Genomic DNA, 14387 nt, shown 5'->3' with positions numbered 1-14387 from the left:
CGAAGCGGCTCAGGCCCGGCGGAACGCGACGAGCATCGCCGCGATCAGCGCAGTCGTGTACACGATGGTCACGGCGAGAACGCCGAGGAGCGGCAGACGCCAGCCACCGCTGCTTTCGTGTAGCGCGCCCATCAGCGGTGCCCCGAAGGCCGCGAACAGATACCCACCGCCCTGGACGAACGCAGACATCGTCGCAGCCTCACCATTCGTGCGCGATACGCGAACCAGCCCGGTGAAGATCAGCACGAACCCGCTCGAATGCGCGATGGCCCCGAACGACGCCCAGACGCCCGCGAGTTCTGGGGCAAGCAGCATCCCGAGAACCATGGTGCCGAAACAGGCGCCCATGAGCACCGCAGCCGGCACCGCTCCGACGTACTTCAGCAACGCCGGTGCGAGCATCGCGCCAGCGATGGCCACGCCCTGGAACAGCGACGCCAGCGCGCCGGCGGTCGCAGCATCCGTATCGGTCGTCTCGATCAAAATCGTCGGCAGCCATGTCGACATCGCGTAGTAGATCGCTGACTGCGAGGCGAACGCAGCGAGCAGCAGCCACACGATCGGGCGCCGAAGCGTTGCAGCGATACGACTGTCGACGACAACGGGCATGGGTCCCGTGATCGCCTCGGCAGATGCAGACTCGCCCGAAATCCGCTCAGTCGTGCTTTCCGATCGCGACCGCACCATGTGCACGATCCAGAGCCCGATACCGACGACGGTGAACACGCCCCACAACAACAGCGCGAGCGACCAACCGGTGATCGCTGCCAGCGGCACGGTGCCCAGCGCCGTCGTGAGCGAACCGACATTCATCGTCGCCGTGTACGCAGCGGTGGCGATCGCGGTGCGCTCTGGCGGCAGATCACGTCGGATGATCACGGGGATCACGACGTTCCCGATCGTGATCGCCGCCCCCATGATCAGCATGCCGGTGAGCATCGCCCCGAAGCCCGGCAATGCACGCACGAACGTCCCGATCAGCACGCCGCCCAGGGAAAGCAGCAGGGCGAGTTCCGGTCCTGCTCGTCGAATAAGGAGTGCGGCGAATGGCGTCAACGCGGCGAACATGAGCACCGGCGCCGTCGTGAGTAGACCAGCGGATGCTGAGCTAATACCGAGATCGACGATGATGTCCGGCAGTACCGGCGTGAGCGCGATAATCGGACCGCGCAGACTGAGCGCGGCCACCAATATCCCGGCCAGCACGAGCCAGGGGAACGCGCGTCGAGTCAGTCTGCCCACGCCCGCAGCCGGTCTACGCCCCACGTCGTCACGATGCGCTCAGCCGGAACGCCAACCTTCTCGGCGCGCTCAGCACCATAGTCCAGCAGCGAGAGGTGCCCTGGGGCGTGAGCGTCAGAATCCAAGGAGAACAGGCACCCGGCCTCCAACGCCATCGCGATCAGCTCGTCCGGTGGGTCCTGCCGTTCGGGGCGGGAATTGATCTCCACGGCCACGCCGTTCTCCGCACACGCGTCGAACACGGCACGCGCGTCGAACTGTGACGGAGGCCGCGTTCCACGCTCCCCCTGCACGAGCCGTCCGGTGCAGTGGCCGAGCACATTCACCTGCGGATGGGAGACGGCGGCGATCATGCGAGCCGTCATCGGCCGCGACTCCATGCGCAGGTGGGAATGCACGGATGCCACGACGATGTCGAGGTCGTTCAGCAGCGCCGGCTCCTGGTCGAGGCCGCCATCGTCAAAAATGTCGACCTCGATTCCCGCCAGCATCGTGAAGTCATTCGTGGACTCGGCGCGCACCAGCGGAATCTGCTCGCGAAGACGCTCAGCCGACAGCCCGCGAGCAACCTTGAGTCTGGGCGAATGGTCGGTGATCGCGAGGTACTCGTGACCGAGCGCCCGCGCAGACTCCGCCATGGTGCGGATGGGAGTCGTACCGTCGGACCACTCGGTGTGCGAGTGCAGGTCGCCGCGCAGCTTGCGGCGCAGTTCAGAAACGCGTTCCGGCTCCACGTCACCGCGCAATTCGACCAGATACTCGGGAACCTCGCCAGCTTGTGCCTGTCGGATGACGGCAAATGTGGAATCGCCGATGCCTTTGGCCGCGCGCAGCCGGGTGGGGTCATCCCGCACCGTCGCAGGAAGCCCCTGAAGCGTCGCCGCAGCCTGGCGAAACGCCTTGGCACGATAACGCGACGCCCGCTCACGCTCGAGCAACCTCGCGATCTCGAGCAGAGCAGCAACGGGATCCATGTTCGCTCACATCGAAGCGAGCTCGCGAGTGGCTTGCACCCACGCATCCAGCTTCGCAACTGCGCTGCCATCATCGATCGCGGCTTCAGCCAGCGCGAAGCCATCGCGCAGACGCTCAAGGATCGGCCGCTGCACCTGCGTCGCATCCTGTGAAAGCTCGAAGGCGACGATTCCCGCAGCCGCGTTCAGCAGAACGATGTCTCGCACCGCCCCCTTCTTGCCTTCTAGGGTGTCGCGCAGGACACCGGCGTTGTGCTCGGGTGAGCCACCGATGAGGTCGGCAATCTCCGCCGTGGGGATGCCAAGGTCGCGCGGATCAAGGTCGTGCTCGTGGATGTCGCCACGAGTGACCTCCCAGATGCGGCTGTGACCGGTGGTGGTCAGCTCGTCGAGGCCGTCATCCCCGCGGAAGACCAGCGCGGTCGCACCACGGGTGCGGAACACGCCTGTGATCAGCGGCACCCGTTCGAGCTGAGCGACGCCGACAGCATTCGCCTCTGCGCGAGCCGGGTTGCAGAGCGGACCCAGCATGTTGAATACGGTCGGTACGCCGAGTTCAGCGCGTGCATTACCTGCGTGCTTAAAACCAGGGTGGAAGGCCGCAGCCCACGCAAACGTGATGCCTGTGCGCTCAAGAACCGTTGCGACGTCCGCTGGAGAGAGCGAGAGCTGAAGCCCAAGAGCCCCGAGCACATCTGAGGAACCCGATGCGGAACTCGCTGCACGATTGCCGTGCTTCACGACAGGAATCCCGGTCGCGCCGATGATGACCGCCGCGGTTGTCGACACGTTCACGGTGCCGATGAGATCGCCTCCGGTCCCGACGATGTCAAGAACGTCTGGCGAGACCGGGAGCGGGACGGCTGCTTCGAGAATCGCGTCACGGAAGCCAACAACTTCGTCGACCGTCTCACCCTTGGCACGCAGAGCAATGAGGAAACCGGCAAGTTTGGCATCCGACACGTCGCCCTGCATTACCTGGCGCATAGCCCAGGTCGACTCCCAGACGCTGAGGTCGCGCCGTTCCAGGAGAGTGGTGAGCACATGGGGCCAGGTCAGGGATTCAGCCATACCAGTGATCTTATCGGCGTGAATAAATTACTTGCGCACTGGCACCACAGCAGTGCATCCTTGATTTCCCTTGGATTCACCGAAGATTCGCAGGTGCTTCTTAGGCTCCCCTAAGCACCGGAACAGCGAAACGGATGCCATGGATGCAAGAATCACGCTCGGAGATCGGCCATAATGGAGGAGTGACCACCTCAGCGACCTATGCCCCGGCGGCAAGAACCATTAAGCGCCCGAACCCGGTAGCTGTCGGCACCATCGTGTGGCTCGGCAGCGAGGTGATGTTCTTCGCGGGACTATTCGCGATTTACTTCACCCTCCGAAGCACATCACCCGAACTCTGGGCCGACCGCACTGCTTTGCTGAACGTGACGTTCGCAGCAATCAACACCGCGATCCTTGTGCTCTCCTCCGTCACATGCCAGATGGGCGTGTTCGCGGCAGAAGACCTTCAGGCCTACCGCATCAAGAACGGTCAGGTGAACGGCGCAGGCCGTCGCCGCCTCTTCGGATGGGGAATGGTCGAGTGGTTCTGGCTCACCTTCGCGCTCGGCGCGATCTTCGTCTCCGGTCAGGTATGGGAGTACGCAACTCTGGTTGCGGAAGGCCTGCCGATCCAGGCTGATGCATACGCCTCGGCGTTCTACATCACCACGGGCTTCCACGCCCTCCACGTCACTGGCGGACTCATCGCGTTCCTGCTCATCATCGGTCGCGCATTCGCAGTGAAGAACTTCACACACAAGGAGGCGACCTCCTCGATCGTGGTGTCCTACTACTGGCACTTCGTCGATGTCGTCTGGATCGTGCTGTTCTTCGTCATCTACTTCCTGAAATAAGAGCGGAGCTGACCTGCGAAATGGCACTTGAGAAGAAGCGTCGCTCAAACGGACGCCGTAGCCCCCTGGCCGCTGCCGCACTGATCGGAGCTGGCCTCCTGATCACCGGAGGCATCTACGCCGGAGCGTCTGCGGCAATCGCCTCAACAGACACACAGCCGACGGCGAGCACACAGCTCACCATCGACGACGGAGAGAAGCTGTTCCAGGCCAACTGCGCCACCTGCCACGGTCTTGACCTGCAGGGAACAGACAACGGCCCGAGCCTGTACGGCGTCGGCGAGCTCTCCGTCGAGTTCCAGCTGGCCACCGGCCGCATGCCCCTGCAGATGCAGGGCCCGCAGGCGCCGGAGAAGGAGCCACAGTTCACACAACCGCAGATCGAAGCCATGGCTTCCTTCGTGCAGGAACTGGCCCCCGGTCCCACCTACCCGTCAGACAAGACTCTTGACGGTGAAGGCGATGTATCGCACGGCGCCGAACTCTTCCGCGTCAACTGCGCGATGTGCCACAACGTGGCCGCCGCCGGTGGCGCGCTCACCGAGGGCAAGTACGCCCCTGGACTCGCCAACACGAGCGCCCTGCACATCTATGCGGCCATGGTCACCGGCCCGCAGAACATGCCGGTATTCTCCGACATGAACCTGTCGGACGAGGACAAGCGCGACATCATCTCGGCACTGCTGTACCAGCAGGATGCTGTGCAGATCGGCGGCTTCGCGCTTGGCTCGCTGGGCCCGGTCTCTGAGGGTCTGTTCATCTGGATCTTCGGAATCGGCGGCCTCGTTGCCATCTCCGTGTGGATCACGGCGAAGTCCAACTGACGCTTAATCATTCGAGAAGGAACGTACGAGGAGCACCATGGCAAACGACGACGACTCGCGGGCCCTTGACAGGGCCTACCAGCCCTCCCCGGGGCTGAGCGTCGCAGTCAGCGATCCTGCGCAGAACCCCGGGCTTCCGCCGCACCGCGAGCGGATGACCGACAAGGATCCGAAGGCGGAAAAGCGCGCGGCCCGCACTGTTTACACTCTGTTCTACCTGTCGCTCGCCGGCAGCATCTGGGCAGTCGCGGCATACATGCTGTTCCCTATCGAAGACCAGTCGTTGCTCGCGATCCGGTACAACAACCTCTTCATCGGTCTGGGAATCGGGTTCTCACTCCTATGCATCGGCATCGGGGCCATTCACTGGTCGAAGGCGCTGATGTCCGACAAGGAGCACATCGAGATGCGTCACCCCACCAGGGGTACGGACGCGACTCGTGAAGCCGCTGTCGAGGTCTTCGCGGCCGCCAATGAAGAATCCGGCTTTGGGCGTCGCACGATGATCCGCAACTCGCTGATCGCAGCGATCGTTGCATCCATCGTTCCCGGCATTGCGTTGTTCCGCGGTCTGGCTCCGCACAACAACGCCGGCGGCGACCCGATCGCGGGCGACCCGGTCGCCCTGCTGAACGAGACCATGTGGGAGAAGGGGCAGCGACTCGTACGCGACCCCGATGGCACCCCGATTCGCGCAGCGGACGTCACCCTCGGCTCGGCCTTCCATGTGATCCCGGAGGCTCTTGCCACGATGTCGCACCACGACGGCTACCTCGAGGAGAAGGCGAAGGCGATCGTACTGATGATGCGCCTGCGCCCGGAGCAGCTCATCGAGGCCGAGGACCGCAAGGACTGGTCGTACGACGGCATCGTCGCGTACTCCAAGGTCTGCACGCACGTCGGATGCCCTGTTGCACTGTATGAGCAGCAGACGCACCACCTGCTGTGCCCGTGCCACCAGTCGCAGTTCGACGTCACCGATCACGCAAAGGTCATCTTCGGCCCAGCCGCCCGGCCGCTGCCGCAGCTGCCTATTACCGTCGATGATGAGGGCTACCTCGTCGCACGCCACGGCTTCACCGAGCCTGTCGGCCCGAGCTTCTGGGAGCGCCATTGAGCACCGCAACGCTGTCCAAAGAGGACAAGGACAACACACCCCCTCTGGGAGGCCGATTTGTCGGTGCAGCATCGAACTACATCGATGAGCGCACCAGCATCTCCGGTTTCGTCAAGGAACTGGGTCGCAAGATCTTCCCCGACCACTGGTCGTTCATGCTCGGCGAGATCGCTCTGTGGAGCTTCGTCGTCGTTTTCATCTCCGGAACGTTCCTGACGTTCTTCTTCGACCCCTCGATGGTGCCCACGCACTACACGGGCGCCTTCGCCCCGATGCGTGGGCTGGAGATGTCAGCCGCATTCGAATCTGCACTGCGCCTTTCCTTCGATGTGCGCGGTGGTCTCCTGGTGCGCCAGATCCACCACTGGGCCGCACTCGTCTTTATCGCCGGCATCGGCGTGCACATGCTCCGCGTGTTCTTCACCGGTGCGTTCCGCAAGCCGCGTGAGATCAACTGGGTGATCGGCTTCGTGCTGTTCATCCTCGCTCTTGCAGAAGGCTTCACCGGTTACTCGCTTCCGGATGATCTGCTTTCGGGCAACGGTCTGCGCATCATCGACGGCATGATCAAGGGTCTTCCGCTGATCGGAACTTGGACCTCGTTCCTGCTCTTCGGTGGTGAGTTCCCCGGCAACGACATCGTCGGCCGCCTCTACTCGCTACACATCCTGCTACTACCGCTTCTGGTCATCGGGCTGATCGTCGTGCACCTCATGCTCATGATCATCAACAAGCACACGCAGTTCGCCGGCCCCGGCCGCACGAACGACAATGTCGTGGGCTACCCGATGATGCCGGTGTACATGTCCAAGATGGGCGGCTACCTGTTCATCGTCTTCGGCACCATCGTGCTGATCGCGACGTTCTTCCAGATCCTGCCGTTCTGGGAGTACGGTCCTTACGACCCATCGCCAATTTCAGCTGGCACCCAGCCTGACTGGTACATCGGCTTCGCTGATGGTGCCCTGCGTCTGGCGCCTCCGAACCTGGATATCGTCTTGCTCGACCGCACTTGGTCGTTCGGAATCATCATCCCGGTGCTCGTGCTCGGACTGTTCATTGTCGCTGTCGCGATCTACCCCTTCCTCGAGGCGTGGGTCACGGGCGACAAGCGTGAGCACCACCTGGCTCAGCGCCCGCGCAACGCGGCAACGCGTACGGCGATCGGTGTTGCGGGTGTCCTCTTCTACGCGGTCCTGTGGGCGGCGGCATCCTCCGACCTCATCGCGACGCACTTCATGCTCACGATGGAAGGTGTGATCCACACTCTCCAGGCGCTACTGTTCCTCGGCCCGATACTCGGATACTTCATCACGAAGCGCATCTGTATCGCGCTGCAGAAGAAGGACCGCGAGATCGTGCTGCACGGATATGAGTCCGGTCGCATCGTTCGCCTCCCTGGTGGCGAGTACATCGAAGTTCACCAGCCCGTCGACAAGTACGACCGCTGGAAGCTCATCGACATCGACAACTACGAGCCGCTCGTTGTGCGCCCGAACGCCAAGGGGCGCATCCCGTGGACCGAGAACGTGCGCTCGTCGATCTCTCGCTGGTTCTACGAGGATCGTCTCGCTCCGCTCACGCAGACCGAGGTTGCCGCTGCAGACGCTCACCAGCACCACGTGACGGCTCACACGGCCGAGGTTGAGGCCGAGGAGATCCAGGGCGCTCACGAGCGTGCTGGTGCCCCTGACGCCCCACTGACGCCTCCCACGGAGACTCACGTCGAAGAGACGCCGAACACTCCGAGTACCGTGATCGCCACAGATCCGGTCAAGAAGTCCAAGAAGAAGTCGGAGGAGGGCGAGTAACAACTCCCCTCCCCCTACTCAAGGGCCTCGTCCATCTGGACGGGGCCCTTCTTCGTATGGTCTGCAATGCACGCCGTCTGCCGTGCACGATGTGTCATGCACTCTCCTTGGCGTCGCCGCAGAATGGCGGGAATCCTGCGGTGCGCGACCGGAGCGAGCCTTCACCGTGCGGATCGGGCGGAATAGGCTGATGTCATGATCGATCGCGCTGACTTCTTCGCCGCAAAGCTCGCCTATGAGACGGACGCGAGCGATGTCTATGCCCGTCAGAAGGCCGGAGAAGATGTCGTGGTCATCGATGTCCGCTCTGACGAGGCATGGGCACAGGGACGCGTTCCTGGCGCTGTACACATGCACTACAGCGAGATCGCTTCACGTGCAGCACAGGAGATCCCGGCCGGCACCGACGTCGTCGTCTACTGCTGGAGTCCCGGATGTAACGCTGGAGCCAAGGGAGCGCTTGAGTTCGCGAGGCTTGGCTATCCGGTCCGTGAAATGATCGGAGGCTTCGAATATTGGGCCCGCGAGGGGTATCCGATCGCAGACCATGACGGTGTGCACCGCCGCCCAATCGACCCGCTCACCGGTGTCCCCCGCATCCGCACCCGCGCCTAGTTCTCCCTCCCCAAAATTGCGAGTGGCCACTTGTGGCTCAGTTCCAGCAATTTCTTGAGCCACAACTACCCACTCGCAATCAACTATGGGGGAACAGAGAAGGCCCCTGGAATGATCCAGGGGCCTTCTCGCACGCTAGCGCTAGAACTTAGCGGTCACGAACTTAGCGAGCAAAGTTGCCGCGGTAGTACTCGTACACCCAGCCGACGATCGCGACAGCGAAGATCGCGACGCCGATCGGCAGCAGGAAGTGTCCGACCGCCATGCCGATGAGGAAGATCGCGGCCGATGCGGCCAGCACGATCGGCCACCATGACCAGGGAGCGAACTCGCCGAGCTCAGGATCGCCATCGTCGATGTCGGCAGTCAGGATGTCTTCCGGCAGCTCGCCGCCCTGCGCCTTGTGAGTGCGTGCAAGGTACAACGCGACCATGCCACCCATGAATGCAGTGAACAGGAGTGCAACCGAGCCGACCCACTCGATCTGGTTGTTGAGCGGAAGGTCGGGGTGAGCCAGAATGTTCCACACGGTGTAGACCACGGCCACGACAAAGAAGAAGCCGGCGATAATCCACCAGAGGACGATATTTGAACGCATGGCTTACTTGGCCTCTCCGCTCGCACCGGCAAGTACAGGCACAGGTGCCTCGACCGGATGCTCAGCAGCCTCAGGATGGTTCAGATCGAACGCGGGACGCTCACTGCGGATGCGCGGGATCGACGTGAAGTTGTGGCGCGGCGGCGGGCAGCTGGTCGCCCATTCGAGCGATCCGCCGTAGCCCCACGGGTCATTGACCATGACCTTGGGCGCCTTGCGTGCTGTGATCCAGACGTTCAGGAAGAACGGCAGCATCGAGGCACCAAGGATGATCGCACCGATGGTCGATACCTGGTTACCCCAGGTCCAGCCGTCAGCTTCCGAATAGTCCGCGTAGCGGCGCACCATGCCGTCCACACCCAACCAGTGCTGGATGAGGAAGGTCATGTGGAAGCCGATGAACAGCATCCAGAAGTGCACGTATCCGAGACGCTCGTTGAGCATGCGTCCTGTCCACTTCGGCCACCAGAAGTAGAAGCCGGCGAACATCGCAAACACCACGGTACCGAAGACGACGTAGTGGAAGTGAGCCACAATGAAGTACGAGTCACTGAGGTGGAAGTCCAGCGGCGGCGACGCCATGATGACTCCGGTCAGTCCGCCGAAGACGAACGAGACCAGGAAGCCGAGCGCGAACACCATCGGAGTCTCGAAGGTCACAGATCCTCGCCAGAGCGTGCCGATCCAGTTGAAGATCTTCACACCCGTCGGCACAGCGATGAGCATCGTCATCAACGCGAAGAACGGAAGTAGCACACCACCGGTCACGTACATGTGGTGAGCCCACACGGCGACAGAAAGTGCTGCGATCGAGATCGTCGCGTAGATCAGGGTCTTGTAACCGAAGATCGGCTTGCGGCTGAACACGGGGAAGATCTCGGAGACGATGCCGAAGAACGGCAGCGCGATGATGTACACCTCGGGGTGACCGAAGAACCAGAACAGGTGCTGCCAGAGGAGCACACCGCCATTGGCCGGGTCATAGATGTGAGCACCGAGGATACGGTCGGCAGCAGCTGCGAAGATCGCGGCAGCCAGCACGGGGAACGCCATCAGAATCAGCAGGCTGGTGATCAGCGTGTTCCAGGCGAAGATCGGCATACGCCACATCGTCATGCCAGGAGCGCGCATGGTGATAACCGTGGTGATGAAGTTCACCGCACCGAGGATCGTACCGAAACCGGACATTCCGAGCCCGACCATCCACAGGTTTCCACCTGCGCCAGGTGAGAATGTCGCGTTCGCGAGCGGCTGGTAAGCGAACCAACCGAACGATGCCGCACCCTGCGGGGTGAGGAAGCCGGCGACCGCAATGATCGAGCCGAAGAGGAACAGCCAGAACGCGAAGGCGTTCAGACGCGGGAAGGCCACGTCAGGAGCACCGAGCTGCAACGGCAGGATCGCGTTGGCAAACCCGGCGAACAGCGGGGTTGCGAACATGAGCAGCATGATCGTGCCGTGCATGGTGAACAGCTGGTTGTACTGCTCCTTCGTCGGAACGATCTGCATTCCAGGAGCGAACAGCTCGGCGCGGATGACGAGAGCCATCACACCGCCGAGGAGGAAGAACAGAACCGAGGCGATCAGGTACATGTACCCGATGGTCTTGTGGTCAGTGGAGGTGATCCACTTGACAACAATGTTGCCCTTCTGCTCGGTGCGCGAGGAGCTCAGCAGAGCCGCCTGACGCGCCGGGGTGTCTGTCGGGCGCGAGCCGTGTGCGGCTCCGGTGGCGGAATTGGTCGACATGAGGCTTATTCTCCCTCTTCCTCGGAGTCTGTCTCGGACGTGGGTGCACCAGTGCCCGGGAAGTTGCTCAGCCGGTCGTATGCGTCAGTGATGTCGCCCGTGTTGCCGGTTTCGCGGAGCGTCTCGACGTAATCGTCGTACTCGTCCTGCTCAACGACTTTCACGTTGAAGAGCATCATCGAGTGGTACTCGCCGCATAGCTCGGCGCACTTGCCGGCATACTCGCCGACACGCGTCGGAATGAAGGACCAGGAGTTGTCCTTCCCGATGTACATGTCCTTCTTGTAGAGGAAGTCGATGATCCAGAACGAGTGGATGACATCACGCGACTGCAGGCTGATGTGCACCTTCTGGTCAACAGGAAGCACCAGCGTGGGCAGCTCTTCGACGTCAACGTTGCCGTTGGCGTCAGGCTGGGCCTGAATACCCATGGTCCACACGGCGTCAGAAAGATCGTCGTCTTCGCCGGCGTACATGAAGTCGAACGACCACTGCTTACCGATCGCGGTGACCTCGACGTCTGGGTCGTCCCACTGCGTCTCGATCGCGGCCTGGTCACGGGCAGTGAAGAAGAACATGCCCATGACGAGGATCAACGGGATGACCGTGTAGAAAATCTCGATCGGCATGTTGTAGCGCATCTGCACGGGGAGGCCGGTCTGGCCCTTGCGGCGACGGTATGCGACCGCGGCCCACCCCATCAGAGCCCAGGTGATCATGCCAACAATGAGGAGGACGATCCAGGAGTTCACCCAGAGTCCTGCAACACGTTCAGTCTGGTTCGTGGCGGCAGCGCCGTCTTCCACAAAGCCCGGGAGGAATCCGTGAAGTTCGGTGGGAGAACATCCCGCCAGAACCACGGCTGCCGCAACTCCTACTGGAATTGCGGCCCAACGAAGGCGGCGTTTCGAGGGCACGATTCACCTTTCAATATCGCGGACAGGGCTTAGCCAAGTCTAGGGCAAGCTCACACCTGATTCATGCCAACCACGCAGGTCGGGCACGGCTCACACTCAGTGGAAGCTGTCTCCACATGCGCAACTGCCGCCGGCATTCGGGTTGTCGATCGTGAATCCCTGCTCGGAGATCGTGTCCTTGAAGTCGATCGATGCGCCATCGAGGTAAGGCACGCTCATGTTGTCGATGATGACTTCGACGCCACCGAAGTCAACGGTCTCGTCGCCATCGAGGTAACGCTCGTCGAAGTAGAGCTGGTAGATGAGACCGGAGCATCCGCCGGGCTGAACTGCAACGCGCAGACGCAGATCTTCGCGTCCCTCCTGCGCGAGAAGGTTCTTCACCTTGATCGCTGCAGCGTCAGTCAGTTTGACGCCGTGGGGGGTCGTGGCCTCTGTGGTGTCTGTGGTCAGTGTGGTGTCGCTCATGTCGCTCCTCGTGACAGGCCGCGCACGCGGCTGGTTGCTCTGATTCTACCTTCGGTCGCCAGACAAGGCGCCGGATGCCGGACAGATCAGAGAGTGATCTCATTCATTCGGGTCAGCAGCAGCGCCTCGGTCGCGATCGCGTGCCGGAACGTGTCGAGGTGAAGCGATTCATTGGGACTGTGCGCACGCGCGTGGGGGTCTTCCACTCCGGTGACGAGAATCTGCGCAGCGGGGAACTCGCGTACCAAGTCAGCGATGAACGGAATCGATCCGCCGACCCCGAGATCGACCGGCTCGACGCCGTAACCGTCTGCCATGGCCTGGCGGGCCAGCCCGACAGCCCAACCGCTGGTATCGACGAGGAATCCGTTGCCGAGATCAACATCGGAGAACGTCAGCTCGGCGCCGAACGGCGCGTTCGCGCGCAGGTGCCGTTCAAGTGCCGCGTACGCTTCCTCGCCGGGCTGTCCCGGCGCGACGCGGGCGCTGATGACCACGCTCACCTCTGGGAGCAGAGTGTTGGATGCCGACGCCACGCTCGTCGCGTCGATTCCGATGATCGTGACGGCCGGCTTATTCCAGATTCGGCTGAGGATGCTGTCCCGACCGATCGGGGACGTGCCGGGCAACAGGCCCGCCTCATCCCGCAACGTCTCCTCGGTGTATTCAGGAGTCGGCGTATCGCGCTGCGTCATCCCCTCGACCGCCACCGCACCATCGTCATCCCAGAGTGTGGAGAGCAATCGGACGGTCGCCATCATCGCGTCGGGCACCGCTCCGCCGAACATGCCGGAGTGTGAGGCGTGGTCAAGGGTGCGCACCTTCAGCGTGAAGCGTGCGTTCCCGCGCAGCGAGACGGTGAGGCCCGGCGTCGTGGCGTCCCAGTTGCCGGAGTCGGCAACCACGATCGCGTCGGCGCGAAGAGCATCAACGTTATCGCTGAGGAACTGGGCGAAAGAGGCAGAGCCGTATTCCTCCTCCCCCTCGATGAACATCGAGACACCGAGCTCGAGGTCATCGCCAAGCACCTCGGAGACGGCGCGCAACGACGCGATGTGCGCCATGATCCCCGCCTTGTCATCGGCAGCACCTCGCCCGTAGAGCCGGCCATCACGCACGGTTGGCTCGAACGGAGGCGTCTCCCACAGCTCGTCTGCCCCTGGAGGCTGCACATCGTGATGCGCGTACAGCAGGATCGTGGGCTTGCCACCCCGTGCCGCCCTCGTCGCGAGCACTGCAGGCTGACCGAGTTCCTCGGTGCCGCCAATCACGGCGCGCAGCACGCGAACCTCGTCGAAGACGCCCGTGTCGGTGGCCAGCGCCGCAACGCGCTCGGCACTGCGCTCGAGCTGCGTTTGGTCGAACGATGGCCAGGCGATGCCGGGAATCCGTACAAGATCACCGAGATCAGACAGCGCTGAGGGGATGCCGATGGCAACAGCCTCTGCGACAGCGGATTCGACGGCGGGGTCTGCATTGGGCGGGACGGATGTCATGCGAGTAATCTTAGGCCGATCCCTGTTTTCTACCCGAGGAGCCTCGTGGCCACTTCCATCCCACCGACGAACGACGACTCCGCCGAGACGCCGAGTCTCGGCAAGGGACGGCCGACGCCCAGTCGCGCCGAGCAGGAAGCTGCCCGTCGCCGGCCTCTCGTGGCCGATACCAAAGAGGCACGCGCCGCCGCGAAGGCGCAGCTGCGCGAACAGCGAGAGCGTGCCCAGGCGGGGATGGCAGCGGGCGAGGACAAGTACCTGCCCGCACGTGACAAAGGCCCGCAGCGCCGCTGGGTACGTGACTACGTCGATGCAGGCTGGCATGTATCCGAGTGGGTGATGGCGCTCATGGTCGTCGTCATCCTCGTCTCGCTCGTGCCAGACCCCACGTTCTCGTTCTTCGCATTCATCGGCCTCTGGGCGTTCATCATCGTCGCTGTGATCGACATGATCCTGCTCGGCCTGCGCGTGAAGCGGAAGGGCGCCGCGAAGTTCGGCAAGGACCGTCTGGAGAAGGGTCTCGGCTGGTATGCCGGAATGCGCTCACTTCAGATGCGCTTCATGCGCCTGCCCAAGCCGCAGGTCAAGCGCGGCCAGTACCCCGCCTAACTCCCCTCTCACTCCTTGCGAGTGGGCGCTTGTGGCTCGTCGCGACGCGTGTGATGTCTC

General features: G+C 62.8%; 14 protein-coding genes. 6 read left to right on the top strand and 8 right to left on the bottom strand.

Annotated elements, in window-relative coordinates; genetic code table 11:
• Positions 1–9: 9 nt before the first annotated feature.
• From ACSU1G_RS32945 to trpD, 3 genes are read right to left on the bottom strand one after another with little or no spacing between them, the layout of a single operon-like run.
• Positions 10–1242, bottom strand: a complete 1233-nt coding sequence (locus ACSU1G_RS32945; RefSeq protein ID WP_439285607.1) for an MFS transporter — start codon at positions 1240–1242, stop codon at positions 10–12.
• A complete protein-coding gene (locus tag ACSU1G_RS32940) occupies positions 1230–2216 on the bottom strand; it encodes a PHP domain-containing protein (RefSeq protein ID WP_439285605.1) in 987 nt (328 codons plus the stop codon). Before ACSU1G_RS32940 ends, ACSU1G_RS32945 begins: the two co-directional genes overlap by 13 nt.
• A 6-nt stretch (positions 2217–2222) precedes the next feature.
• Complete coding sequence (gene trpD, locus ACSU1G_RS32935; protein WP_439285603.1) at positions 2223–3287, bottom strand: anthranilate phosphoribosyltransferase; 1065 nt, start codon at positions 3285–3287, stop codon at positions 2223–2225.
• Positions 3288–3430: 143 nt separating this feature from the next.
• On the opposite strand from trpD, the gene ctaE reads away from it, so the two are divergent.
• From ctaE to ACSU1G_RS32910, 5 genes are all read left to right on the top strand, one after another.
• Positions 3431–4123 carry an aa3-type cytochrome oxidase subunit III gene (ctaE, locus tag ACSU1G_RS32930; RefSeq protein WP_439285601.1) on the top strand — a complete coding sequence of 231 codons (693 nt, stop codon included), beginning with the start codon at positions 3431–3433 and terminating at the stop codon, positions 4121–4123.
• 20 nt (positions 4124–4143) lie between these two features.
• Positions 4144–4947, top strand: coding sequence for a cytochrome bc1 complex diheme cytochrome c subunit (gene qcrC / locus ACSU1G_RS32925; protein WP_439285599.1), 804 nt, complete (start codon positions 4144–4146; stop codon positions 4945–4947).
• Positions 4948–4984: 37 nt separating this feature from the next.
• A complete protein-coding gene (gene qcrA, locus ACSU1G_RS32920; protein ID WP_439285597.1) occupies positions 4985–6064 on the top strand; it encodes a cytochrome bc1 complex Rieske iron-sulfur subunit in 1080 nt (359 codons plus the stop codon).
• Complete coding sequence (gene qcrB, locus ACSU1G_RS32915; RefSeq protein ID WP_439285595.1) at positions 6061–7875, top strand: cytochrome bc1 complex cytochrome b subunit; 1815 nt, start codon at positions 6061–6063, stop codon at positions 7873–7875. Before qcrA ends, qcrB begins: the two co-directional genes overlap by 4 nt.
• 195 nt (positions 7876–8070) lie before the next feature.
• On the top strand, positions 8071–8490 hold the full coding sequence (locus ACSU1G_RS32910) for a rhodanese-like domain-containing protein (protein ID WP_439285593.1): 420 nt from the start codon (positions 8071–8073) through the stop codon (positions 8488–8490).
• Positions 8491–8653: 163 nt separating this feature from the next.
• On the opposite strand, the gene ACSU1G_RS32905 is transcribed toward ACSU1G_RS32910, so the two are convergent.
• The 5 genes from ACSU1G_RS32905 to ACSU1G_RS32885 all read right to left on the bottom strand — a co-directional run bounded on the left by ACSU1G_RS32905 (position 8654) and on the right by ACSU1G_RS32885 (position 13718).
• Positions 8654–9088, bottom strand: a complete 435-nt coding sequence (locus ACSU1G_RS32905; protein WP_439285591.1) for a cytochrome c oxidase subunit 4 — start codon at positions 9086–9088, stop codon at positions 8654–8656.
• 3 nt (positions 9089–9091) lie between these two features.
• Entirely contained in the window at positions 9092–10837 is a 1746-nt protein-coding gene (ctaD, locus tag ACSU1G_RS32900) for an aa3-type cytochrome oxidase subunit I (protein ID WP_439285589.1), read from the bottom strand.
• Positions 10838–10842: 5 nt separating this feature from the next.
• Positions 10843–11754, bottom strand: coding sequence for an aa3-type cytochrome oxidase subunit II (gene ctaC, locus ACSU1G_RS32895; RefSeq protein ID WP_439285588.1), 912 nt, complete (start codon positions 11752–11754; stop codon positions 10843–10845).
• A gap of 96 nt (positions 11755–11850) precedes the next feature.
• Positions 11851–12222: a HesB/IscA family protein gene (locus ACSU1G_RS32890; RefSeq protein WP_439285586.1), complete on the bottom strand. Its 372-nt coding sequence runs from the start codon at positions 12220–12222 to the stop codon at positions 11851–11853.
• An 86-nt stretch (positions 12223–12308) separates the two neighbouring features.
• Positions 12309–13718 (bottom strand): dipeptidase, encoded by a 1410-nt coding sequence (locus ACSU1G_RS32885; protein WP_439285584.1) that lies wholly within the window; start codon positions 13716–13718, stop codon positions 12309–12311.
• Positions 13719–13763: 45 nt separating this feature from the next.
• On the opposite strand from ACSU1G_RS32885, the gene ACSU1G_RS32880 reads away from it, so the two are divergent.
• A complete protein-coding gene (locus ACSU1G_RS32880; protein WP_439285583.1) occupies positions 13764–14327 on the top strand; it encodes a DUF3043 domain-containing protein in 564 nt (187 codons plus the stop codon).
• Positions 14328–14387 lie beyond the last annotated feature (60 nt).

The organism is Microbacterium sp. A93, assembly GCF_051842835.1.
The sequence above is the reverse complement of the archived record's forward strand: the minus strand, read 5'-3'. Positions and strand labels throughout refer to the sequence as shown.